This is a genomic window from Streptomyces sp. R41 (genome assembly GCF_041053055.1).
Taxonomy (GTDB): Bacteria; Actinomycetota; Actinomycetes; order Streptomycetales; family Streptomycetaceae; genus Streptomyces.
On the sequence record NZ_CP163443.1, the window covers coordinates 2,849,359 to 2,872,016 of the forward strand.

Below are 22,658 nucleotides of genomic sequence, written 5' to 3' on the forward strand. Positions count from 1 at the left end.
CCGGGCCGCGGGGACTAAAGTCGAGGGCATGGCTTCTCAGGGTGCTGACGGGGAGAAGAAGGGCACGGGTGCCGACGGTGCGCGTGGCTCCGGCGACGCGGTGGCCGCCGCCGAGGCCGCCGGTCCCGCGGGCGGCGAGAGCGTGCGCGTCGACAGCTGGATCTGGTCCGTCCGTCTCGTCAAGACCCGCTCGATGGGCGCCACCGCCTGCCGGGGCGGTCATGTCCGGGTGAACGGCGAGCGCGTCAAGCCCGCGCATGCCGTGCGCGTCGGGGACGAGGTGCGGCTGCGGCACGACGGCCGGGAGCGAGTCGTCGTCGTGAAGCGCGTGATCCGCAAGCGGGTCGGTGCACCCATCGCCGCCGAGTGCTACGTCGACAACAGCCCGCCGCCTCCGCCGCGCGAGGCCGTCGCCCCTGCCGGTATCCGCGACAGGGGTGCGGGGCGCCCGACCAAGCGGGACCGGCGTGACCTTGAGCGGCTGCGGGGGCTTGCCTCCGGATCCTCCGGTTTCTCCGAGCCCTCCGGCTCGCCCGGCTTCTCCGGCTCGTCTCGCTCCTCTGGCCGGCAGGGCGGTCCCGGCGGCTCCTGAAGCATGGGTGGCCGGGGCGCCGGGCGCCGGTTCCGCAGCCGTACGACGTCGAAGGCTCCCCCTGATTGATACGGGGGAGCCCTTCGCCTTGCACGGCCTACGGCCTTCACGCCCGCCGGCGTACGAGGCGGAGCAGTTCCTTGGTGTGGCTCCGTCGGGCCCACGCGATCAGGGCGAGCGGCAGGATCAGGATCAGCGGGGTCGCCACGTACGGGCCGTGGATGACGGTGACGTTCACGATGAACGCGCCGACCATCAGCGCGCTGAGCGCCACCGCCGCCACGGAGTCCAGCAGCGGGACCAGCAGGGCGATGCCACCGGCGAGTTCGAGCGCGCCGATGATGTACATGCCGGTGTGGCCCCAGCCGAGCTTGTCGAAGGCCTCGACGGCCGACGGGTGCGCGATCAGCTTGGGCAGCGCGCTTGCGATCGCGTAGAAGAGGCCGAGGACGATCTGCAGGGCGGTCAGGGAGATGCGGGCGCGGCGGGCGCGGGGGGTGCCGGTGGCGTGGGAGACGGCGGTGACGGGGGCGGTGGTGTCGGACATGGGGGTCTCCTGTGTGAGCGGTAGCTGCTGCATTCACAGAGGTAGACCGGGCGGTGGTGCGGAACTCATCGGTGCGGGGCGGGATTTGTCTCGCCCCGTCCGCCCCTACCCGACCCGTGCCTGGCTCCGCCCCCAGACCCCCGTGATCGCGCTGACGCGCTCGTCCTCGAACGCCGGACGGACTGAATGATCCCGGCCCGCCCTGGCTCAGCGCGTCGACCCGTCAACGCACCGCCCTCACCCACACCCCGTCCCCCGTCAAGTACCGATCCACCCTCAACCCCGCCTCCGCCAGCGCCTCCTTGAACTCATCCTTCGTAAGGGGCCGGGCCCGGAAGGTCTGGGTCCAGGTGGCGTCGGGGAACTCGTACTCCGCGCGGACCGAGTTCACCCCGTCGCCGACCGGCTCCGTCGACACGATCCGTAGGGTGAAGCCGGAGGGGTCGACCCGCTCGCGGGGCACGTTCGTGTGATAGTCCTCCCCCTCGCGCTGGATCAACACACAGCCGTCCTCGGCCACATGACGGGCGCAGGTCTCCAGGAATGCCCGCCGTACCGCTGTGTCCCCGGTGTGGACGAGGAACGACGCGAGCATCACGACGTCGAACGTCTCGCCCAGGTCGAGGTCCTCGATCGTGCTGCGTATCGTGCGCGCTCCGCGGACCCGCTCCAGCATCTCGGCGGACTCGTCCACGGCCGTGATCGTGAACCCGCGCTCCAGGAGCGGGTGGGTCATCCGTCCGACCCCGCTGCCCAGTTCCAGGATGTGCGCGCCCGCGGGCACCGCCGCGGTGATGATGTCCGGCTCGTCCCTGACGGGCAGGCGCTCGTAGAGCTCGACCGCGCAGCCGTCCGGTGTGATGGCACCGGGTCCGGTTCCTTCGTGTCCCTGACGCTTCTCGATCCTCATATCCGTCCAACGGGCCGCCCTCATCAGCCCGTTCCCATCTCGCACCCATTCACCCGTTCGAGTGGCGAGCTACAGCGCGAACCATCCCTGCCCGCCGTACCAGTGCCCGCCCGTGCGCAGATGGTCACCCACCGCCCGCTCGACGCTGTTGCGCCGCGGCAGCTCGTCCGGCGGCAGCTCCGGATCGCCGAAGACGAAGCCCACGGGCACCCCGTCGTCCGGTGTCTTCTCCTCGTACGCGGTCTCGAAGCGGTCCTGGAAGCGGATGATGTTGGAGTCGGCCGACAGATAGCGCTTGAGCTGCGAGTCGAGCAGCCAGGAGTGGCACACGGCGACTTCATAGCGCTCGTCGGGATAGTGGCGGGCGAAGAACTCCCGTGCCAGCGCGAGCGACCGGTCGCAGGCGGTGGGTGACAGGGGGCCGCGGAAGTCGGTGATGTGCAGGCTCAGGCAGGGATCGCCGGGGCCCAGGCCCAGGCCCGCCGCCGCGACGGCCCCACCCGTGTGCCTGCCCAGTCGCGCCCGCTGGAACTGCAGTCGACCCAGCTGAAAGAGCTCGCCGTGGAAGTGCAGGGCGATCCACCAGGGGAACAGCAACCCCGGCGAACCGACCCGCCTGTGGTGCACGGCCACATGCCGGCCGAGGTCGGCGAGGGTACGCCGGGACACCGCCTCCGGGACGCCGCGCTCCCGGTGATAGGCGCGCACATAGGGAAGCGCGGCGATGAAGACGTACACATGGAAGCAGCGCCCGAGCGCCCCGGCCGACGCGGGGAACGCGGGCGGCTCCCAGCCCTTTCCTATCTCCCCCATGTCCCGTACGAAGCGTCCGACGCAGCGCGCGAGGAGCGTCATCGCCTCCGGGTCCGCCGCCAACCGGGCGCGCAGCGCGACGAGTTCATTGATGTGCTCGTGGGCCACGGTCAGGTCGAGCAGGACGTCGGGCAGCTCGTCCGCGTCCGGAAGCACCGCTTCCACCCGGGGCGCGCCCTCGCTCTCCAGGTCCCTCAGCCACTCCGCGAGCCTCGCGTCCGCCCGCAGCGCCTCCAGCAGCACCGTCGCCTCCCCCCGTCGGCCGTCGGTCCGACCGCTCTCCCATGGTGAACGTGCACCACGAAGAGTACGTTTCCGAGTAGGAGTAGTGATCCGGATGCGTACGGGCAGTGAACCGACGACAGCGCGCAGTGCTCTGCGGCTGCGCTTCTGGCTGAGCCTCTGGGGCCTGATCTGGGCGATCTTCGGAACGACCGCGTTCGCCCTGGTCGGGCGGCCCGGATGGGCGGCCGCGTGTGGCGTGCTGTGCCTGGTCGTCGCCGTGGATATGACCATGATCTTGCGGCACATCCACCAGGGGGCGCACTACCAGCCGGGCCCGGACGTCCCGCCCTACCCGCCGCCGGACAGCCGCCTCCCGCCGTACCGGCCGAGGCAGCACCGGCTTCCTTAGCCGAGCGTCACGTGTCGAAGCGCGCCGCTTCCAGGTACTGCGGCTTCGGGTCGAGCGCCGCCGCAAGCCTGAAGTGCCGCCTCGCCTGCTCGGGGCGGCGCTGGCGCTCATAGGTGCGGGCGAGCGCGAAGTGCGCGAACGCGTTGTCCGGCTCGCGCTCCAGGACGATCGTGAACTCCAGCTCGGCGGGGCGCAGTTGCGCGGCGGCGAAGAAGGCACGTGCGCGCAGCAGCCGGGCTGCCGTGTTCTCCGGATGCGCGGCGATGACTGAGTCGAGCAGCTTCACCGCGCCCCGCGGGTCCCGCGCGGCGAGCAGTCGCTCGGCGGCGCGGAAGTCGATGACATGCGTCTCCGGAGTACGTCCGGTCGAACCGCTGGTCTCGGGCACGGCAGAGTCCTTCCCTCACTGCAAGGGTTCAACGCCCCCACAGGGGGCCGCTATTCCTGGGGCTGGTGGGCCCTGCGGACGAGATCGGCCCATACATCCCGTACGCGCCGCTCCAGGTCCTCCCGGGGTACCTCGTTGTCGATGACGATGTCGGCGATCTCCAGGCGCTTCTCGCGCGGGGCCTGGGCGGCCATGCGGGCGCGGGCGTCTTCCTCGGTCATCCCGCGCAGCCGTACGAGGCGGTCCAGCTGGGTTTCGGGGCTTGCGTCGACGACGATCACGAGGTCGTACAGCGGCCCGAGGCCGTTCTCGGCGAGCAGGGGCACGTCGTGGACGACGACGGCCTCTTCGGAGGCGGCGTCTTCTAGCTCGCGGGAGCGTGCGCCCACCAGGGGATGCACGATCGAGTTGAGGACGGCGAGCTTCTCGGGGTCGGCGAAGACGATCGAGCCCAGCCTGGGCCGGTCCAGGCTGCCGTCCGGCGCGAGCACGTCCTTGCCGAAGGCATCGACGACCGCCGCGAGGCCGGGAGTTCCGGGCGCGACGACCTCCCGGGCGATTCTGTCCGCGTCGATCAGCACCGCGCCGTGCTCGACGAGCAGCCGCGACACTTCGCTCTTGCCGGCGCCGATACCACCGGTCAGGCCCACCTTCAGCATGCCCAGCAGCTTAGGGCCTGCCACTGACAGGCCCTTCGAGAGGGAGCCTGGACCAGGGCTAGGCGTCGCCCTCCCGCTCGGCCAGGAACCGCTCGAACTCCAGGCCGATCTCGTCCGCCGACGGGATGTCCACCGGCTCCGCGAGCATGTTGCCCCGCGTCTCGGCGCCCGCCGCGGCGTCGTACTGGTGCTCAAGGCCCTGGACGAGGGCGACGAGCTCTTCGTCGCCCTCCTGGATCTGGCGGTCGATCTCCGTCTGCGTACGGTGCGCTTCCGTGCGCAGCGAGTGCGCGATGCCGGGGAGCACCAGGCCGGTCGCGGCCGTGATGGACTCCAGGACGGTCAGCGCGGCGTCCGGGTACGGGGAACGGGCGATGTAGTGCGGCACGTGCGCGGCGACACCGAGGACGTCGTGTCCGGCCTCCATGAGGCGGTACTCGACGAGGGACTCGGCGCTTCCGGGGACCTGCGCCTCGTCGAAGGGGCTGCGGTGGCCGGGCACCAGCTCGGTGCGGTTGCCGTGCGGGGTGAGGCCCACGGGGCGCGTGTGCGGGACGCCCATGGGGATGCCGTGGAAGTTCACGGAAAGGCGGACGCCGAGCCGCTCGACGATCTGCTGGACGGCGGCGGCGAACCGCTCCCACTCGACGTCCGGCTCAGGGCCGGACAGCAGCAGGAAAGGCGCCCCTGTCGCGTCCTGCACGAGGCGTACGTCAAGCGTGGGCTCTTCGTAGTCGGTCCAACGGTCGCGCTTGAACGTCAGCAGCGGGCGCCGCGCCCGGTAGTCCACGAGCCGGTCGTGGTCGAAGCGGGCCACGACCTGGTGGGGCAGCGAGTCGAGCAGCCGGTCGACGATCTGGTCGCCGGTCTCGCCCGCGTCGATGTATCCGTCGAAGTGGTAGAGCATGACAAGACCGGCCGACTCCTGGGCGAGTGCCATGTCGACAACGGCCAAGCCCTTCGGCTCCCATGCGTACAAACCCTGCGGATCAAGCACTGTGACCGCTCCTCCTCGTGTTCGTACTGCACAACATGGTGCGGAGCGCCGGCATTCCCGCCCGCGCTCCGCACCATCGCCTCTCACCGACTTCTCAGCCGCCACGAGCGGCTGGAAAGGCATCTACAGAAGGTTGCCAACTCATCCACAAAGGGCTGTCGAGGCATCCACAGATGGCTGTTGATGCATCTACCGACGGCTACCAGGACAGCACGCGCGTGTTACGAGGACAGCACGCGCGCGTGGAGCGCGGTGACCGCCTTGCGGGCGGACGTGAAGGCACCGTGCTGCCAGGCGTCGGTATAGCTGAGCCAGTCGCCCGCGAAGTAGACCCGCCCGGTGGGCTCGTTCAGCGGCTTGTACCGGACGTCGTCGGGTCCGCCGGGGGTGTCGTGCCAGGCGGCCTCCAAGTGGGGTGTCTGGCGCCAGTGGTGCGAGAAGGAGGACGCGAGTTCGGTGCGGTACTTCTCGCCATAGATCTTCACGCCCGCGGCCACCGCGCGCTTCTCGCGCTCCTCGGGGGTGAGTTTCGCGTACGAGTCGGCGTCGTCCCCGTAGTTGTAGTAGCCGATGAGCACGCCGCGCTCGCCGTGGAAGCCGTACGAGGGGTGCCAGATGTGGGTGACGTCCTGGTCGGTCTCGGTGATGCCGCCGTAGATGTTGTGATCAAGCTCCCACCAGCGCGAACGGTACTCCAGACCGATCTTGGCCGCTGACGAGGGAGTGATCGCCTCCAGGGCGCTCTGCACTCCGGAGCCGAGGTTGTGCGGGATCTTGGCGAGGATGTTGGGCGGCAGGGCGCCGATGCAGTAGTCGGCGTCGATGGACTTCGTACGGCCGCCCTGGGTGTAAGTGACCGTGACGCCACTCCCCTTGTCGGTGATTTTGGAGACCGCGGCGCCCGTACGGATGCGGTGGGCCCCGATCGCCTTCGTCAGCGCCTTCGGTATCTGGTCCATGCCGCCCACCGGTTGGAACATCAGCATCGCCTGGTCGAAGCCGAACTCGAAGGAGAAGTAGCGGCCGACGCCGGTGGCGAAGACATCGGAGGCGGTGGGGATGTCGCCGAGGAGCACACCTGGGGTTCCCGCGGCGGCGGGGACGGTGGTGTAGCCGCGGCGCTCACCGCCTTCGTACGTCAGCTTGTCGCCGAGCTCGCCGAAGTCCTTGAGGAACTCGACGAGTTTCTCCTGGTCCGTGGCGGTCAGCTCCTTGTCGAGAGCGCCCTTGTCGGTGGCCTTGGCGAGCAACTCGGAGACGTAGCCGTAGACATCGGCCTTGGCGGTGCGGTACCGCATCGGCTTGGTCATGCCGGTCGACTCGTTGTAGATGTACGCGTCCGCGTTCGTGTTCGTGAACACCTCGATCGGGACGCCGAGTTCGCGGCAATAGTCGAGGGTGACCATCCACTGCGGAAGGCGGGCCGGGCCCGCATTCATGTAGTGGCCCTCGCTGAAGCGGGCCGTCTGTGTGTTGCCGTAGAGGTCGGTGGTCGAATCGCCGCCGCGCACGGTGAAGTTGCGGCCGCCGGTGCGGTCCCTTGCCTCCAGGACCGTACAGTCGTAGCCCGCCTTGCCGAGCTCGTACGCGGACGCGAGCCCGGCGATGCCGCCGCCGACGATGACGACCTTGGCGGCGCCGCGTCCGGTGAGTGTGAAATCGCTCGACTTCAGTGCGCGGAAGGGCTGTTCACGTCCTGCGGCCTGCGCGGTGGGCGCGAGGCCGAGGGCGCCCATGGTGGCGAACATCGCGCCCGCCCCACCGGTGAGACCCACATTGCGGAGAAAGGTGCGCCGGCTCGCATCGGTAGATCGTCGCTGTGCTGCCATGACTTCGGCTCCCCTCACGATCTTGAATGACCCGGGGATCCTGGCAACGCCCTGTTACAGCACGGGAGTTACTCGTGTATCTGCCACGTTTCCCTCCCCGCACACTCGAACTGGTCCAGACCTTGACGCGAGCATGAGGCGCATCTACGTTCACATGAGCACCCAAAGTTCATGTACAAGAACACGCTTCTATGCGAACCGACGGGAAGGTCCCCCCACATGCGCATGCGACGCACGCTCGTCATCCCTCTGCTCGCCGCGACGACAGCCTCGGTCGGGGCAGCCCTGACCGCTCCCCCTGCCGAGGCCGCCCAGGTCATCGAGGTCTCCACCGCTGCCCAGCTGAAGTCCGCACTCACCTCGGCATCGCCCGGCGACACGATCCACCTCGCCGACGGCACGTACACGGGCAACTTCAAGACGTCGACGGCGGCAAGCTCAGGCTCCCGCATCACCCTCACCGGGTCCTCGAAGGCGGTCCTCAAGGCGAGCGGCGGCTACGGCCTCCATCTCAACGGCGCCTCGTACTGGACGGTCCAGGGCCTCACCGTCACCGGCGGACAGAAGGGCATCATGATCGACTCGGCGAAGGGCGTCGTCGTCGACGCAGTCACCGTCCACGGACTCGACATGGAAGGCGTCCACTTCCGCAACTCCAGCACGGACGGCATGATCAAGAATTCGAAGATCTACGACACCGGCAACGACGGCCGTGGCATGGGCGAGGGCGTGTACGTCGGAACGGCCGGCGGAACCTCCGACAGGAGCGACCGCGTCCAGATCACCGGCAACACGATCGGCCCGGACGTCGGCGGCGAGAACGTCGACATCAAGGAGGGCACCACGGGTGCCCGCATCACCGGCAACACCTTCGACGGCAGCGGCCTCACCGGCGCCAACTACGACGACTCCTGGGTCGACGTGAAGGGCAACGACGTCCTCGTGGAGAACAACAAGGGCAGGTCCACGACGAACGACGGTTACGAGACCCACACGCAGCAGTCCGGCTGGGGCTGCGGCACAGTGTTCCGCTCCAACACCTCGGACCTGACGGGCGCGACGGGCGACAAACAGCTCGCGATCAACGTGACCAACTACAGCACGAACTGCAAGGCGACGGTGTATGCCTCGAACACGGTGACGGGAGGCAAGGGCCTCACCAACATCACGGTCACTCCATAGCACCGTCCAGGGGAGCGCCCCACAGGGACGCGGGGGTGTGACAGGTGCGGCTCCGCCGTGTGGGCGCGACCAGCCCCCACACCCTGAAGACAAAAAAACCGGTGGGCCGCACCCCCACAAGGGGTGCGGCCCACCGACCAGCTACTGCCTGGCGGAACCTACACGGTTCAGCTCTGGCCACCCGCGAGCTTCTCGCGAAGCGCGGCGAGGGCCTCGTCCGACGCCAGGGCGCCGGAGGTGTCGTCCGACTCCGAGGAGTACGAACCGCCACCGGTGGCGGCCGGAGCCGCACCCGCGGCGCCAGCACCCTCGGCCTCGGCCTGCGCGTCGGCCTCGCGGGACTTGATGACCTGCGCCTGGTGCTGCTCGAAGCGCTGCTGCGCCTCGGCGTACTGGTGCTCCCACGCCTCGCGCTGGGTCTCGTAGCCCTCGAGCCAGTCGTTGGTCTCGGGGTCGAAGCCCTCGGGGTAGATGTAGTTGCCCTGGTCGTCGTACGACGCGGCCATGCCGTACAGGGTCGGGTCGAACTCGACCGAGGCCGGGTCGGCACCGAAGGACTCGTTGGCCTGCTTCAGCGAGAGGCTGATGCGGCGGCGCTCGAGGTCGATGTCGATGACCTTGACGAAGATCTCGTCGTTGACCTGGACGACCTGCTCCGGGATCTCCACGTGGCGCTCGGCCAGCTCGGAGATGTGGACCAGACCCTCGATGCCCTCGTCCACGCGGACGAACGCACCGAACGGAACGAGCTTGGTGACCTTACCCGGGACGACCTGACCGATCTGGTGCGTACGGGCGAACTGCTGCCACGGGTCTTCCTGCGTCGCCTTGAGCGACAGGGAGACGCGCTCGCGGTCCATGTCGACGTCGAGGACCTCGACGGTGACTTCCTGGCCGACCTCGACAACCTCGGAGGGGTGGTCGATGTGCTTCCAGGAGAGCTCGGAGACGTGCACCAGACCGTCGACGCCACCCAGGTCCACGAACGCACCGAAGTTGACGATCGAGGAGACGACGCCGGAGCGGACCTGACCCTTCTGCAGGGTCGTGAGGAACGTCTGGCGAACCTCGGACTGGGTCTGCTCCAGCCAGGCGCGGCGGGACAGGACCACGTTGTTGCGGTTCTTGTCCAGCTCGATGATCTTCGCCTCGAGCTCCTTGCCCACGTAGGGCTGGAGGTCGCGGACACGGCGCATCTCGACGAGAGAAGCCGGCAGGAAGCCACGGAGGCCGATGTCGAGGATGAGACCACCCTTGACGACCTCGATGACGGTACCGGTGACGATGCCGTCCTCTTCCTTGATCTTCTCGATGGTGCCCCAGGCGCGCTCGTACTGGGCGCGCTTCTTCGAGAGGATCAGGCGGCCTTCCTTGTCCTCCTTCTGGAGAACAAGGGCTTCGATCTCGTCACCGACGGCGACGACCTCGTTCGGGTCGACGTCGTGCTTGATCGAGAGCTCGCGGCTCGGGATGACACCTTCGGTCTTGTAACCGATGTCGAGCAGGACCTCGTCCCGGTCGACCTTCACGATGACGCCGTCGACGATGTCGCCGTCGTTGAAGTACTTGATCGTCTCGTCGATCGCGGCGAGGAAGGCTTCCTCGTTACCGATGTCGTTGACCGCAACCTGCGGGGTGGTGGCGGTGGTCTCGGTGCTGCTCGTCATGTGGGAAAGGGCTCCGGTACGGACGGTGAGTCGTAGGTACTGCTTACGCCGGGAGCCCGTTTCGCTCTGCAGAAGGCCGGACAGCCAAGGAAGCGCCCAGCCTGGAGGGTGTTTTTACAAACACAACCCAGTGGCGCCTCGAAAACCGAGGGGACATACATACAGATGCGAGCGCAGCCTGCTACGTCTGAGGAGCGCAGGCTCGCAGCGCAACTTGTAGCATACGGGGGCAGCCGGGCAGGGTCAATGCGCGAAGGCGCACACCCGGGGCGGATCGCCGCATACCCGGCACAAGACCTGTCTCATGAGGCCACGCGGGCCATAGCGCGCCTCTGTCGTGACACCCCCGAGACGGGTTGGACGGAAGAGTACGACGAGGGAGCCGATCATCCAAGAGCCCGAACCGTTCGAGCCAGAAGCCACCCGACGCGAGGCGGGTGTCACGGAGAGTTCCCGTGCCAATCGTGGCTGGTGGGACCGGAACGCGGACGAGTACCAGATCGAGCACGGCACGTTCCTCGGAGACGACCGTTTCGTGTGGGGACCCGAGGGTCTCGACGAGGTGGAGGCCGAGCTGCTCGGCGCGCCGGAGGACCTGAAGGGCAAGGACGTCCTGGAGATCGGCGCCGGCGCGGCCCAGTGCTCGCGCTGGCTGGCCGGCCAGGGGGCGCGTCCGGTGGCCCTGGACCTCTCCCACCGCCAGCTCCAGCACGCTCTGCGCATCGGCCAGGGCGTGCCCCTCGTGGAGGCCGACGCGGGCGCCCTGCCGTTCGCCGACGGCTCCTTCGACCTCGCGTGCTCGGCCTACGGCGCGCTGCCGTTCGTCGCCGACCCGGTCCGCGTCCTGCGGGAGGTGCGCCGGGTGCTGCGCCCCGGGGGACGCTTCGTCTTCTCGGTGACGCACCCGATCCGCTGGGCGTTCCCGGACGAGCCGGGCCCCGAGGGACTGAGCGTCTCCGCCTCCTACTTCGACCGCACGCCTTACGTGGAGCAGGACGACGAGGGCCGCGCGGTGTACGTCGAGCACCACAGGACGATCGGCGACCGCGTCCGCGACGTCGTGGCCGGCGGGTTCCGCCTGGTCGACCTCGTCGAGCCGGAGTGGCCCGCCTGGAACACCCAGGAGTGGGGCGGCTGGTCCCCGCTGCGCGGGAATCTGATCCCGGGGACGGCGATCTTCGTGTGCGAGCGGGACTGAGCGCACACAAAGCGGGACTGAGCGCACACAAATGGGGTGCCCGCGCGTGCGTGGGCACCCCATTTGTGTCGCGCACGCGCGCGTGAAGGGCCGCACGCGTGCGCGGACGGCATTTCTACGCGTGTACGAGACGGGTTTGACGCTCGTACGAGACTGGGGGCGTGATCCGTTACGACGCCCTGGACCTGCTGCCCGTGCGCGGCGCGCTGCCCGGTCTGAACGACGCCCTGGAGGACGGCGGCAGCGCGGTGCTCGTGGCGCCGCCCGGTACCGGCAAGACGACCCTCGTACCGCTGGCCCTCGCCGGTCTGCTGGACGACGGCCGGCCGGTACGCCGGGTCGTCGTCGCCGAGCCGCGGCGGATCGCCGCCCGGGCCGCCGCGCGGCGGATGGCGTGGCTGCTCGGCGAGAAGGTCGGCGAGAGCGTCGGCTACACCGTGCGCGGGGAGCGGGTGGTCGGTCGCCACGCACGCGTGGAGGTCGTCACGACCGGAGTCCTGCTGCAGCGGCTCCAGCGGGACCAGGAGCTGGCGGGCGTCGACGTGGTCGTGCTCGACGAGTGCCATGAACGGCATCTGGACGCGGACACGGTGGCCGCCTTTCTGCTGGACGTACGGGCCGCTCTCCGCCCCGAGCTGCGACTTTTGGCCGCGTCCGCGACGACGGACGCCGAGGGGTGGGCCCGGCTGCTGGGCGACGCGCCGGTGGTCGAGGCGCAGGGTGTCTCGTATCCGGTCGAGGTGGTGTGGGCTGCGCCGGTACGCCCCGTACGGCCGCCGCACGGCATGCGGGTGGACCCGGCGCTGCTGACGCATGTGGCGTCGGTGGTGCGGCGGGCGCTGGCCGAGCGCGAGGGGGACGTGCTCTGCTTCCTGCCCGGCGTCGGGGAGATCGCGCGGGTCGCCGGGCAGCTGGGGGATCTCGGCGAGGTCGACGTGCTTCAGGTGCACGGGCGGGCGCCGGCCGCCGTGCAGGACGCGGTGCTGTCGCCGGGTGTACGGCGCCGGGTGGTCCTCGCGACCTCGGTCGCCGAGTCGTCGCTGACGGTTCCCGGGGTACGGGTGGTCGTCGACTCCGGGCTCGCGCGGGAGTCGCGGGTGGACCACGCGCGCGGGCTGAGCGCGCTGACGACCGTACGAGCCTCGCAGGCGGCGGGGCGGCAGCGGGCCGGGCGCGCCGGGCGTGAGGCGCCGGGAACGGTGTACCGGTGCTGGACGGAGGCGGAGGACGCGCGCCTGGCGCGCTTCCCCGCGCCGGAGATCAAGGTGGCCGACCTGACCGCGTTCGCCTTGCAGGCGGCCTGCTGGGGCGATCCGGACGCGACGGGGCTCGCGCTCCTCGACCCACCGCCGGCTGGGGCGATGGCGGCGGCGCGGGCGGTGCTGTCGGCCGTGGGTGCGGTGGATTCCGCGGGGCGGGCCACGGAGCGGGGTGCGCGTATGTCCCGGCTCGGGTTGCATCCGCGGCTCGCCCGGGCGCTGCTGGACGCGGCGCCGGTGGTCGGTGCGGACCGGGCCGCCGACGTCGTCGCCCTGCTGAGCGAGGAGCCGCCACGGGAGTACGGCGACGACCTCGCCGGGGCTTGGCGTTCCGCCCGGCGCGGCGGCGACGCCTACGCCGGTCGCTGGCGCGCGGAGGCCCGGCGCCTGCGGGCCGGTGCGTCTGCCGGTACAGGCATGTCCCGCTCGCCCATCCGTGACGCTCTTTCGGACCCGGTCACCGTCGCCGCACCTCACCGCGGCGCCGTTGCGCCGCCCTCGAACACCGCCGCCGCTTCCGCCGCGGGTGGGCGGGCAAGTGCCGGGGACGACCGTGTCGTGGGTCTTGTCGCCGCCCTCGCCTTCCCGGAGCGGGTCGCGCGGGCTCAAGGCGGGTCCTATCTGATGGCCTCCGGGACCCGGGCCGAGCTCGGGGACGGCACGGGGCTGCGCGGAGCGGCCTGGATCGCTGTCGCGGTGGCGGATCGGCCCGTGGGCGCCGGGCACGCGCGTGTGCGGCTCGGGGCCGTCATCGACGAGGAGACGGCACGACGGGCCGCCGCGAGCCTGTATGCCGAGGGGGACGAGGTCCACTGGGCCGGCGGGGACGTCGTCGCGCGGCGGGTCGAGCGGCTGGGGGCCGTGGAGTTGGCGGTGCGCCCGATGATGGACGCCGACTCCAGGCTCGTACGAGAGGCGCTTCTGGAGGGGCTGCGGGAGGAGGGGCTGGGGCTGCTGCGGTGGACGCGGGACGCGGAGCTACTGCGGCAGCGGCTGGCCTTTCTGTACCAACACCTCGGCGCTCCTTGGCCCGACGTCCGCGACGATGCCCTCCACGCGCGCGTGGAGGAGTGGTTGGAGCCGGAGCTCGGGCGGGCGCGTCGGCGGAGCGATCTGGCGCGGATGGATGCGGGGCAGGGGCTCACCCGGCTGCTTCCGTGGGCCACCGGCGATGCCGCGCGGCTCGACGAGCTCGCGCCGGAGCGGATCGAGGTGCCGAGTGGGTCCAGAATCCGGATCGACTACGGGGATCCTGAACGGCCCGTCCTGGCGGTGAAGCTGCAGGAGATGTTCGGGCTGGCCGAGACTCCCCGCGTCGCCGGTGTGCCGGTGCTCGTGCATCTGCTCTCCCCCGCGGGACGACCCGCCGCCGTCACCGCCGACCTCGCCTCGTTCTGGGGGGACGGCTACAAGGCCGTGCGGGCCGAACTGCGCGGCCGCTATCCCAAGCACCCCTGGCCCGAGGACCCGGCCACCGCCGAGCCCACCCGGCACACCAACGCACGGCTCAGGCGTTGACCGGCTCGGGTTCCGCGGCCTGAGTCGGCGCCGGGTCGCCGGGCCTGCGGCTGCGTGCCTCCAGGTACAGGGAGAGGGACAGCAGGGCCGCGCCCAGGAACAGGAAGCCCCACGGCAGATAGGACGTCATCAGGAGGACCAGAGTGCGGTTGGACTTGACCAGGTCGACCGTGTACTTGATGTAGTCCTCGCGCATTTTCACGTGCCCGGAGAAGGCGGTCACTTTGTCACGGCCGCCCAGCAGGGTCCCGCCGCGGAGTTCCTCCTTGTGGATCTCCTCGCCGTAGACGGGCGCTCCGGTGACCGGCTCCACCCAGAACTTGCGAACCGTGGTGTACCAGCGGGTGGTGCCGGTCTTGGCGACGGACTCCGGAGTGATGCCCTTGACGGGCATGACCTTGGGGAACTTGACCTTCGTCCAGGGGATGGTCTGCTCGAAGTAGTAGACCTTGACGCCCCGGAAGTTCTGGGTGCCCTTGTAGTGGATGGGGGCCGAGGTACGGGTCTGCGCGTCGAAGTACTCGTAGTCCCGCTTCTCCGTCCGGAAGGGCCACTTGAATTCGATGCCCTCGCGGGTGACGGGGTCGCCGTCGACCATCTCCCCCGTGGCGTGGACGGGTTCCTGGCTGTGCGCGTCGAAGATGTAGCGCTCGGGGAGCTTGGAGACCATCTTGCCGTCGGGGCCCTGGACGTAGGAGAGGGAGTCCCAGACGACGACGTCCCGGCCCGCGGTCTTCTCGATCTTCTCGGATGCCTCGACGTTGCCCTTGAGGGTCTGTACGACGGTGACCTCGGGGACCTTCCTGGCCTTCATGGTGCCGTAGTCGAGGAGGGTCGCGTCTTTCGCCTCCAGGACCATGTCCTGGTACTGGTTGGCGGGGATCTTCGCCAGGCGCGGGAAGGCGTACCAGCGCAGGAGTGGGGACAGCGCCGTGAAGAACACGGCGAAGGCGAGCAGGATCAGGCTTGCCTTGCGGCGCATCTCGGCGTCCCTCCCTGGGAGTTACGGGTGTGCGGGCACGGTGTACGGGTGCGGGGCACGGTCTACGGGTGTTTGGGCACGGTGGTCAGCAGCGGCTTCGGTGACGTCTTTCCCGCGGGTGAGCCCATGGCCGTGATGGTCAGCACCAGGGCGAGCGCCACGGCGAGACCGATCGCGGCGGCGATGAGGGCACGCATGCGGCCTCCCGAGGGCCAGGAGCTGATAGGTCGTCAGGTCCGGCACCGTAGCAACGGCGGGGCGAGATGAGAACACGTTGCACACACAGACGAGGGCGCCCCTCCGCCGGACAGCGGAGGGGCGCCCTGGACGCGCGTACGGACTACGAGGTGGCCGCGGCCACCTTCAGCTCCACGGTCAGCGTCGCGCCGCCCGTGGTGTTGATGCGGAGCAGGAACGTGCCGGTGGTGTCGTCCGCGTACAGCTTCGGGAGCTTCAGCACGCCGTCGGCGTCCGTGGTGAGGTCCGTGAGGGTGCGTACGGTCTTGCCGTCCGCGTCCTTGAAGTACGGGCCCTTGTCGTTCTCGGTCGCGTCGTCCGCCGACTTGACGAGCGTCGCGGTGGCCGCGACCTTGTCCGCGACTGCGCCCTTGTAGGTGGCCTTCACCTCGACCTGGTCGGCGAACTCGCCGCCCGGCACGCAGGTCAGCGCGGTGTCGCTGGTGCGGGTGAGGGTGTCGGCCTGGCGCGGGTTGACGGTCGCCGTGTAGTCGAGGCCGGCCATGACGCGGCCGACGACGGTGGCGCGGACCGTGAAGTCGCCGGTCTTCTCGCCGGCCACGAGCGCGGGCGCGGTGGCCGTACCCGCGCTGTTGGTGACGACCGTGGCGACGGTCTCGCCGCCGGTGAAGGTGGCGTCCGTGTCGTCACCGACGATCGTGAACCGCACCCGGACCTTCGCCACCGCCTTGCCGGCCTCGGTCTCGGTCCGTACGGCGACCTTCTCGCCGAACATGTCGCCCGCCGTCGCGGTGAGCTTCCCGGTGCCCGCGTCCTCCAGGTGGTCCACCGTCTGGGTGGGCGTCTGGGTGGGCGGTGTCGTCGTCGGCGGCGTCGTGGGCGGCGTGGTCGGCGGCGTGCTCGGCGGCGGCGAAGCCGGCGGGGTCGGGCTGCCGTCGCCAGGCTCGGGGGAGTTCGGCGGCGTGGTCGCGGGCGGCGTCGGGCTGGGGCTCGCCCCGGAGCTGTCGTCGCTGTTTTGCGAGGGCAGCGTGCCCGTGCCGTCCGGCACCTCGTGGGTGCCCTTGCGGTAGTACTCCAGCCACGACAGGACCGTGTTGAGGTACGCCGTCGAGTTGTTGTAGCTGAGAATCGAGGCGTTCATCTGCGACTGGACCGACATGTCGTGGTCGAACCGGCAGAGGTAGTGGCCGGCCGCGAGCGCCGCGTCGTAGATGTTGTTGGGGTCCTTCTTGCCGTCGCCGTTGCCGTCGCGGCCCGCCCACTCCCAGGTGGAGGGGATGAACTGCATCGGCCCCACCGCACGGTCGTGCGTGGAGTCGCCGTCGTACGCGCCGTTGTCGGTGTCGCTGATGTTCGCGAAGCCGTTGCCGTTGAGGACCGGGCCGAGGATGGGCGAGTACGTCGTGCCGGCCGCGTCGACGCGGCCGCCGCGGGCCTGGCCCGACTCGACCTTGCCGATGGCGGCGAGGAGCTGCCAGGGCAGGTTGCAGCCCGGCTTGGACTCGCGCAGGGACGCCTCGGCCTTCTTGTAGGCGTCGAGGACGGTCGCCGGAATGCCCGCCTCGGCGTCGCCCCTGGAAACCGGCGTGCCTATGGTCGGCGACGGGCTCGGGCTGTCGAGCGGCGGCAGGTCCGTGTAATAGCGCGAGTTGCCGGTCGCGGTGTCGTCGCCGCTCGCGTCCGGTGTGGCCTCGGCGCCGGTCGTCTGTCTGCCGTGGTCGTCGGTGGTCACTCCCGGGGCCTGGGACGCGGACAGGGCCGCGACCGCGGCCGCGGCCACGGCGGTGGTAGCCGCCCCTTTGCGCAGCCTCCTGCCGAATTGCGCCGCCATTGAGTGAACCCCTCCCGTGGACGACCGCTTCTGCGCTTCTTCGCGTTCTGCGCTTCGTACGTTTCCTGCCGGTGTTCGACCGTGCTCCCCGGCACAGTGACCCAGGTGACCCTACGACAACTTCCGTCGCGCGGGCACCCGTTCGCGCCCGATATTCACCGGTTGGCCATGTGTGATGATGCGCGGAATGCCGCGTCCGAGTGGCCCACTCGGATGTTTTCACACGTCCCTCATACTGGGCGTCAGCGATCGGCGGGCCGGACATACCGCCCAACATCAGCCGCAGGGGGACGACTTGCCCTTCACTCTCAGCCATGCGGCGGCCGTGCTGCCCGCTGTGCGCGGTGACGGAAGCGGTCGCGGTCGGCTGGTTCCCGCCGTTCTCGTGGCCGGATCGTTCGCTCCCGACATGACCTACTACGCGGCGAGCGTGCTGCCCGGGGCGATGGAGTTCGGCACCTTCACGCACTCGTTCACCGGCGTGTTCACCTTCGACGTGCTCGTCGCATGGGCGCTCGTGGGCGCCTGGCTGGTGCTGCGCGAACCCCTGGTGGCACTGCTGCCGCCGGCCCGGCAGGGGCGTCCGGCACGGCTGCTGCGCTGCGGGGCGCCACGCCGACGCCTCCGCCCGTCGACGGCCTTGTGGTGGTACGGCTCCGCGGCGCTCGGCGCCCTGACGCACGTCGTGTGGGACGCGTTCACGCATCACGACCGGTGGGGAGTGCGGCTGCTCCCCGTCCTGGGGCGGGACGTCGGGGGCACGCCGATGTTCTTGTACGCGCAGTACGGCAGTTCGGCGGTGGGGGCGGTCGTGATCGCGGTCTTCGTGGTCGTCGCGCTGCGCGGGACGTCCCCCGACGAACCCGTGGGGGTGCCGGCGCTGTCCGCTTCCGACCGGTGGCTGGCGGCTGCCGTTCTCGGGTGCTGCGCGCTGGTGGGCGCGGTGCAGCGGGCGTCGCGCTGGTGGGCCTACTGGGGTTCAAGCGCGAAGCCCTGGGAGTTGGTCCCGACGCTGTGCTTCGGCGCGGGCGCGGGCCTGGTGCTCGGCCTGGGGCTGTACGCCGTGGGGGTCAGGATGTGGCGTCCGGCTCCGGCTCGTCCCAGCCCGGCAGCGGCTCGTACGGAGCCGAGCCGTCCGACTTCTCACTGATCGCACCCTCCGGGGTGGGGCTCTGGATCGCGCCGCGGCCCGGGTTCAGGCCGCGGTGCACGGCCTGGGCGATGCGCTCGATGGTGCGGATCCCGTACGCCATCGTCGGGTTGTCGTGCGACAGGACGACGATGCGGTACGTGCGGTTGGGGCCCGTGAACGCGCCGACGCTGTGCACTCGCCAGCCGTGTGTGGCCCGGGGCAGCCAGCCGTTCTTCACCTGGGCCGTGAGGCCTTTCGGCATGCCGGAGGGCACGCCCCAGCGCTGGTCGCTGCGGACCTGGCTCATCAGCTTCAGGCCGTAGGCGCGGGTCTTCAGGAACGAGCCGGCGTTGGTGAGCACGTCCAGCAGCCGCATCTGGTCGGCGGCCGTGGTGCGGGTCAGGCCCCAGTAGCCGTCCGGGCCGAGGATGGTGCCGGTCGTCCCGACGCGGGCGATGAGGCGATCGAGGTAGGCGTGGCCGAGGTCGGTCCACAGCCGCAGGGCGGACGTGTTGTCGGACTTGGTGATCATGGGGCGAATGTTGGCCAGTTCCCAGTCGGTGAGTGTGCGGCCGAGTTCCTCCGCCCGTCGCAGGGTGCCCTCCATGATCATGACCTTGGCGATGCTCGCCGAGTCGTACTGCCGTTCGCTCGCGAGGGCGCAGGTCAGACCGGTGTCGTCGTCGTGCACCGTCACGGAGACCGTGCCCTGGCGAGACGACAGCTCCGCCTGGATGTCGCGGGACAGCCGGGCGGCGAGGTCGGGGTCACTGGTGGAGCGGCAGGCCGCGGGCACCTGGGCGGTACTGGCTTCCGCGGCGACCGCGGGTATCGGCGCGAGCAGCGCCGAGACGACAGCTGTGGCCGCGAGGACGACGGCGGTGGCCATGGCCGTGCGGCAGTGGAGCATGCGTATACCCATGCCCGCATCCTTACGGCCCCGCCGGGCGGGGGGCGTCTTTGCGGGGGCCACGCGGGTGACGGTTCCCTCCGGGGGTTGGGCGGAGTACAGCGGGCCTGCGCGCTCCGGCCCCGCCGGGTGCGGCCTGCCCTGCGGGCGGCCTTTGGAGCCAGGGCCCGGCTCCGACCGAACCGAGGTGGGGCCCTGCCCTGCGGGCGGCCTTTGCAGCCGGGGCCCGGCTCCGACCGAACCGAGGTCGGCCCACCATGCGGGCGGCCTTCCGAGCCGGGCTCGGCTCCTACCGAACCGAGGGAGCCATGCCCTACGGGCGGCCTCAGGCGCTGGGACTCGCCCCCCGGCCGAACCGAGGTAGGCCCGCCCTGCGGGCCGCCGTTGGGGTCGGGGTCTTGCTTTCAGGCCGGGCCGGGACGGTGCTCGCCCCGCGGGCGGCCCGCCGGGCTTCCGGCCGGTTCGGCACCGTCGAAAAGCGCGGTGGAGGTTCTCGCCGTGGCCGCGGACGTTCAAGGGCCCGGCACCTTGTGGTGCCGGGCCCTTGAATGTGCGAGCCGGAGGACGGTGACTCCCCGTCCTTCGATGAGTCCACTCCGCAGGAGCGCTCGACCGCTCGGCCCCTCAGCCACTCCGCGACTCAGCCGCTCGGCGCGTGCGGTTCCGCTCAGCCGCCGGAGGCTAGTGCGCCGCCGACTCCCAGTCCGCGCCCGAGCCGATGGACACGTCCAGGGGAGCCCGGAGGTGGACGGCGGACGCCATTTCGTGGCGGAGGAGCTTCTCGGTCTTGGCGCGCTCGCCCGGGGCGATCTCCAGGACGATTTCGTCGTGGACCTGGAGGAGCATGCGGGACTTGAGGCCCGCCTCGCGCAGCGCGCGGTCCACGTTCAGCATGGCGATCTTGACGATGTCCGCCGCCGTGCCCTGGATGGGGGCGTTGAGGGCCATGCGCTCGGCCGCCTCGCGGCGCTGCCGGTTGTCGCTGTTGAGGTCCGGCAGGTAGCGGCGACGTCCGAAGAGCGTCGCCGTGTAGCCCGTCGCCCGCGCCTCGTCGACCGCCCGGCGCAAATAGTCCCGTACGCCGCCGAAGCGCTCGAAGTACGTGTCCATCAGGGCACGCGCCTCACCCGCGTCGATGTTCAGCTGCTGGGAGAGGCCGAAGGCCGACAGTCCGTACGCCAATCCGTAGGACATCGCCTTGATCTTGCGCCGCATCTCCGCGTCGACCGCGGACCGCTCCACGGAGAACACCTGGGAGGCGACGGTGGTGTGCAGGTCCTCACCGGAGGTGAACGCCTCCAACAGGCCTTCGTCCTCCGACAGGTGGGCCATCACGCGCAGTTCGATCTGGCTGTAGTCCGCGGTCATAAGGGATTCGAAGCCCTCGCCGACCACGAAGCCGCGGCGGATCGCGCGGCCCTCGTCCGTACGGACCGGGATGTTCTGCAGGTTCGGGTCCGTGGAGGAGAGGCGGCCGGTCGCCGCCACCGTCTGGTTGAAGGTGGTGTGGATGCGGCCGTCCGCGGCGATCGTCTTGATCAGACCCTCGACCGTGGAACGCAGCTTCGCCTGCTCGCGATGGCGGAGCATGATCACCGGCAGTTCGTTCTCGGTCTGCGTCGCGAGCCATGCCAGCGCGTCCGCGTCCGTCGTGTAGCCCGTCTTCGTCTTCTTCGTCCTGGGCAGGGCCAGCTCGCCGAAGAGGACTTCCTGAAGCTGCTTGGGGGAGCCCAGATTGAACTCGTGCCCGGCGGCCGCGTGCGCCTCCTTCACGGCCTGCTGCACGGCGCCCGCGAACATCTGCTCCATGGCCTCAAGATGGGCCCTGTCCGCCGCGATGCCGTGCCGCTCCATGCGGGCCAGCAGCGTGGAAGTGGGCAGTTCCATGTCCCGCAGCAGGTCGGCCGCGCCGACCTCCGTCAGCTTCTGGCCGAACGCCTCGCCCAGGTCGAGGATCGTGCGGGCCTGCGCCATCAGCGCATCGGCCTCGGCCTGTTCGTCGGTGCCGAAAGCGAGCTGGCCGTCGGCCGCGGCGGCGGGCCCCAGCTCCCGGCCCAGATACTCCAGGGACAGCGCGTCCAGCGCGAAGGAGCGACGCCCGGGCTTGACCAGATAGGCGGCGAGCGCGGTGTCCATGGACACGCCCTCGATGCTCCAGCCGTGCTCGGCGAAGACCCGCATCGCGCCCTTGGCGTTGTGCATCACCTTGGGCTTCTTGGGGTCGGCGAGCCACTTCGCGAACGCGTTCTCATCGGCCTCGTCCAGCTGCGACGGGTCGAACCACGCGGCCGCACCGTCGGCGGCGGCGAGCGCGACCTCGGCCACGGAGCCCGTGCCCAGAGCCCACGCGTCGACCGTGGCCAGGCCGAGGACCGCCTTGCCGTGCTCGGCGAGCCATGGCTTCAGCTCGCCCGCGCCCAGCACCGTGCCGTCGAGCTCCACGCCCTCGGCGACCGGCTGCGCCTCTTCGGCCTCCTCGGCGCCCGGGTCGACGGCGAGGAGCCGCTCCCGCAGCGACGGGTTGCGGATCTCCAGGGTGTCCAGGACCATCGCGACGGCCTTGCGGTCGTACGCCGCGCGCTCCAGGTCGGCGACCGTCCTGGGCAGCTCCACGTCCTTCACCATCTCGGTGAGACGGCGGTTGAGCTTCACCGCCTCCAGGTGGTCGCGGAGGTTCTGCCCGACCTTGCCCTTGACCTCGTCGACGCGCTCTACCAGATCCGCGAACGAACCGAACTGGTTGATCCACTTCGCGGCCGTCTTCTCGCCGACCCCGGGGATGCCCGGCAGGTTGTCGGAGGGGTCGCCGCGCAGCGCCGCGAAGTCGGGGTACTGGGCCGGCGTCAGCCCGTACTTCTCGAAAACCTTCTCCGGGGTGAACCGGGTCAGCTCCGAGACGCCCTTCGTCGGATACAGCACCGTCGTGTGCTCGGAGACCAGCTGGAAGGAGTCGCGGTCGCCGGTGACGATCAGCACCTCGAAGCCCTCGGCCTCGGCCTGCGTGGCGAGCGTCGCGATGATGTCGTCGGCCTCGAAGCCGTCGACCGCGAACCGCTGGGCGTGCATCGCGTCGAGCAGCTCGCCGATCAGCTCGACCTGCCCCTTGAACTCGTCCGGGGTCTTCGACCTGTTCGCCTTGTACTCGGTGAACTCCTCGGAGCGCCACGTCTTGCGCGAGACGTCGAACGCCACCGCGAAATGCGTGGGCGCCTCGTCGCGCAGCGTGTTCGCCAGCATCGACGCGAAACCATAGATGGCGTTCGTCGGCTGGCCGGTCGCGGTGGTGAAGTTCTCAGCGGGCAGCGCGAAGAACGCGCGGTACGCCAGCGAGTGCCCGTCCATGAGCATAAGGCGCGGACGGCCCCCACCAGGCTTCTTCTCGGTCTTCTTCGATGCTGTTTCTGCCACGCCC

19 protein-coding genes are annotated in these 22,658 nt (G+C 70.2%); 6 read left to right on the plus strand and 13 right to left on the minus strand.

Features of this window, described 5'->3' with window-relative positions; all coding sequences use genetic code 11:
• Window positions 1-28: 28 nt before the first annotated feature.
• A complete protein-coding gene (locus AB5J53_RS13415; protein WP_369245857.1) occupies window positions 29-592 on the plus strand; it encodes an RNA-binding S4 domain-containing protein in 564 nt (187 codons plus the stop codon).
• 106 nt (window positions 593-698) lie between these two features.
• Here AB5J53_RS13415 and AB5J53_RS13420 read toward each other — a convergent pair whose 3' ends face one another.
• From AB5J53_RS13420 to AB5J53_RS13430, 3 genes are all read right to left on the minus strand, one after another.
• The gene (locus tag AB5J53_RS13420) at window positions 699-1,139 is read right to left on the minus strand and encodes a DoxX family protein (protein WP_369245858.1); all 441 of its coding nucleotides are present in this window, start codon (window positions 1,137-1,139) and stop codon (window positions 699-701) included.
• Between the two features lie 223 nt (window positions 1,140-1,362).
• Window positions 1,363-2,049 carry a class I SAM-dependent methyltransferase gene (locus tag AB5J53_RS13425; protein WP_369245859.1) on the minus strand — a complete coding sequence of 229 codons (687 nt, stop codon included), beginning with the start codon at window positions 2,047-2,049 and terminating at the stop codon, window positions 1,363-1,365.
• 69 nt (window positions 2,050-2,118) lie between these two features.
• The gene (locus AB5J53_RS13430) at window positions 2,119-3,105 is read right to left on the minus strand and encodes an acyltransferase domain-containing protein (RefSeq protein ID WP_369245860.1); all 987 of its coding nucleotides are present in this window, start codon (window positions 3,103-3,105) and stop codon (window positions 2,119-2,121) included.
• Between the two features lie 94 nt (window positions 3,106-3,199).
• Here AB5J53_RS13430 and AB5J53_RS13435 point away from each other — a divergent pair, with 94 nt between their 5' ends.
• A complete protein-coding gene (locus AB5J53_RS13435; RefSeq protein WP_369245861.1) occupies window positions 3,200-3,496 on the plus strand; it encodes a DUF6343 family protein in 297 nt (98 codons plus the stop codon).
• Between the two features lie 7 nt (window positions 3,497-3,503).
• Here the strand turns inward: AB5J53_RS13435 and AB5J53_RS13440 are convergent, their stop codons facing one another.
• From AB5J53_RS13440 to AB5J53_RS13455, 4 genes are all read right to left on the minus strand, one after another.
• Window positions 3,504-3,884, minus strand: a complete 381-nt coding sequence (locus tag AB5J53_RS13440) for a tetratricopeptide repeat protein (RefSeq protein ID WP_369245862.1) — start codon at window positions 3,882-3,884, stop codon at window positions 3,504-3,506.
• 50 nt (window positions 3,885-3,934) lie between these two features.
• Window positions 3,935-4,543, minus strand: a complete 609-nt coding sequence (gene coaE / locus AB5J53_RS13445) for a dephospho-CoA kinase (protein WP_369245863.1) — start codon at window positions 4,541-4,543, stop codon at window positions 3,935-3,937.
• Window positions 4,544-4,601: 58 nt separating this feature from the next.
• Window positions 4,602-5,540, minus strand: a complete 939-nt coding sequence (locus AB5J53_RS13450) for a PAC2 family protein (protein ID WP_369245864.1) — start codon at window positions 5,538-5,540, stop codon at window positions 4,602-4,604.
• Window positions 5,541-5,761: 221 nt separating this feature from the next.
• Complete coding sequence (locus AB5J53_RS13455; protein WP_369252210.1) at window positions 5,762-7,288, minus strand: flavin monoamine oxidase family protein; 1,527 nt, start codon at window positions 7,286-7,288, stop codon at window positions 5,762-5,764.
• A gap of 300 nt (window positions 7,289-7,588) precedes the next feature.
• Between AB5J53_RS13455 and AB5J53_RS13460 the strand changes: the two genes are divergently transcribed.
• On the plus strand, window positions 7,589-8,551 hold the full coding sequence (locus AB5J53_RS13460; RefSeq protein WP_369245865.1) for a right-handed parallel beta-helix repeat-containing protein: 963 nt from the start codon (window positions 7,589-7,591) through the stop codon (window positions 8,549-8,551).
• A 167-nt stretch (window positions 8,552-8,718) separates the two neighbouring features.
• On the opposite strand, the gene rpsA is transcribed toward AB5J53_RS13460, so the two are convergent.
• Window positions 8,719-10,218 carry a 30S ribosomal protein S1 gene (rpsA, locus tag AB5J53_RS13465; protein ID WP_369245866.1) on the minus strand — a complete coding sequence of 500 codons (1,500 nt, stop codon included), beginning with the start codon at window positions 10,216-10,218 and terminating at the stop codon, window positions 8,719-8,721.
• 337 nt (window positions 10,219-10,555) lie between these two features.
• On the opposite strand from rpsA, the gene AB5J53_RS13470 reads away from it, so the two are divergent.
• Both AB5J53_RS13470 and hrpB read left to right on the plus strand, forming a co-directional pair.
• Complete coding sequence (locus AB5J53_RS13470; RefSeq protein WP_369245867.1) at window positions 10,556-11,416, plus strand: class I SAM-dependent methyltransferase; 861 nt, start codon at window positions 10,556-10,558, stop codon at window positions 11,414-11,416.
• A gap of 161 nt (window positions 11,417-11,577) precedes the next feature.
• Complete coding sequence (hrpB, locus tag AB5J53_RS13475) at window positions 11,578-14,193, plus strand: ATP-dependent helicase HrpB (RefSeq protein ID WP_369245868.1); 2,616 nt, start codon at window positions 11,578-11,580, stop codon at window positions 14,191-14,193.
• Here hrpB and AB5J53_RS13480 read toward each other — a convergent pair.
• The 3 genes from AB5J53_RS13480 to AB5J53_RS13490 form a co-directional block, all read right to left on the minus strand.
• Window positions 14,183-15,175 carry a DUF3068 domain-containing protein gene (locus AB5J53_RS13480; RefSeq protein WP_369245869.1) on the minus strand — a complete coding sequence of 331 codons (993 nt, stop codon included), beginning with the start codon at window positions 15,173-15,175 and terminating at the stop codon, window positions 14,183-14,185. The two genes, hrpB and AB5J53_RS13480, sit on opposite strands and share 11 nt — an antisense overlap.
• 62 nt (window positions 15,176-15,237) lie before the next feature.
• Window positions 15,238-15,372 (minus strand): SPW_0924 family protein, encoded by a 135-nt coding sequence (locus AB5J53_RS13485; protein WP_369245870.1) that lies wholly within the window; start codon window positions 15,370-15,372, stop codon window positions 15,238-15,240.
• A gap of 143 nt (window positions 15,373-15,515) precedes the next feature.
• Window positions 15,516-17,204 carry a lytic murein transglycosylase gene (locus AB5J53_RS13490; protein WP_369245871.1) on the minus strand — a complete coding sequence of 563 codons (1,689 nt, stop codon included), beginning with the start codon at window positions 17,202-17,204 and terminating at the stop codon, window positions 15,516-15,518.
• A gap of 295 nt (window positions 17,205-17,499) precedes the next feature.
• On the opposite strand from AB5J53_RS13490, the gene AB5J53_RS13495 reads away from it, so the two are divergent.
• A complete protein-coding gene (locus AB5J53_RS13495; RefSeq protein WP_369245872.1) occupies window positions 17,500-18,354 on the plus strand; it encodes a DUF4184 family protein in 855 nt (284 codons plus the stop codon).
• On the opposite strand, the gene AB5J53_RS13500 is transcribed toward AB5J53_RS13495, so the two are convergent.
• A complete protein-coding gene (locus AB5J53_RS13500; protein WP_369245873.1) occupies window positions 18,275-19,258 on the minus strand; it encodes a serine hydrolase in 984 nt (327 codons plus the stop codon). The two genes, AB5J53_RS13495 and AB5J53_RS13500, sit on opposite strands and share 80 nt — an antisense overlap.
• A 669-nt stretch (window positions 19,259-19,927) precedes the next feature.
• Window positions 19,928-22,654, minus strand: coding sequence for a DNA polymerase I (gene polA, locus AB5J53_RS13505; protein WP_369245874.1), 2,727 nt, complete (start codon window positions 22,652-22,654; stop codon window positions 19,928-19,930).
• Between the last annotated feature and the right edge of the window lie 4 nt (window positions 22,655-22,658).

Bases quoted from the DNA above. Each gene is read 5' to 3' on its own strand.
- AB5J53_RS13415 (WP_369245857.1), top strand. From the start codon at position 29: ATGGCTTCTCAGGGTGCTGACGGGGAGAAGAAGGGCACGGGTGCCGAC.
- AB5J53_RS13420 (WP_369245858.1), bottom strand. From the start codon at position 1,139: ATGTCCGACACCACCGCCCCCGTCACCGCCGTCTCCCACGCCACCGGC.
- AB5J53_RS13425 (WP_369245859.1), bottom strand. From the start codon at position 2,049: ATGAGGATCGAGAAGCGTCAGGGACACGAAGGAACCGGACCCGGTGCC.
- AB5J53_RS13435 (WP_369245861.1), top strand. From the start codon at position 3,200: ATGCGTACGGGCAGTGAACCGACGACAGCGCGCAGTGCTCTGCGGCTG.
- coaE (WP_369245863.1), bottom strand. From the start codon at position 4,543: ATGCTGAAGGTGGGCCTGACCGGTGGTATCGGCGCCGGCAAGAGCGAA.
- AB5J53_RS13455 (WP_369252210.1), bottom strand. From the start codon at position 7,288: ATGTTCGCCACCATGGGCGCCCTCGGCCTCGCGCCCACCGCGCAGGCC.
- AB5J53_RS13460 (WP_369245865.1), top strand. From the start codon at position 7,589: ATGCGCATGCGACGCACGCTCGTCATCCCTCTGCTCGCCGCGACGACA.
- rpsA (WP_369245866.1), bottom strand. From the start codon at position 10,218: ATGACGAGCAGCACCGAGACCACCGCCACCACCCCGCAGGTTGCGGTC.
- AB5J53_RS13480 (WP_369245869.1), bottom strand. From the start codon at position 15,175: ATGCGCCGCAAGGCAAGCCTGATCCTGCTCGCCTTCGCCGTGTTCTTC.
- AB5J53_RS13485 (WP_369245870.1), bottom strand. From the start codon at position 15,372: ATGCGTGCCCTCATCGCCGCCGCGATCGGTCTCGCCGTGGCGCTCGCC.
- AB5J53_RS13490 (WP_369245871.1), bottom strand. From the start codon at position 17,204: ATGGCGGCGCAATTCGGCAGGAGGCTGCGCAAAGGGGCGGCTACCACC.
- AB5J53_RS13500 (WP_369245873.1), bottom strand. From the start codon at position 19,258: ATGGGTATACGCATGCTCCACTGCCGCACGGCCATGGCCACCGCCGTC.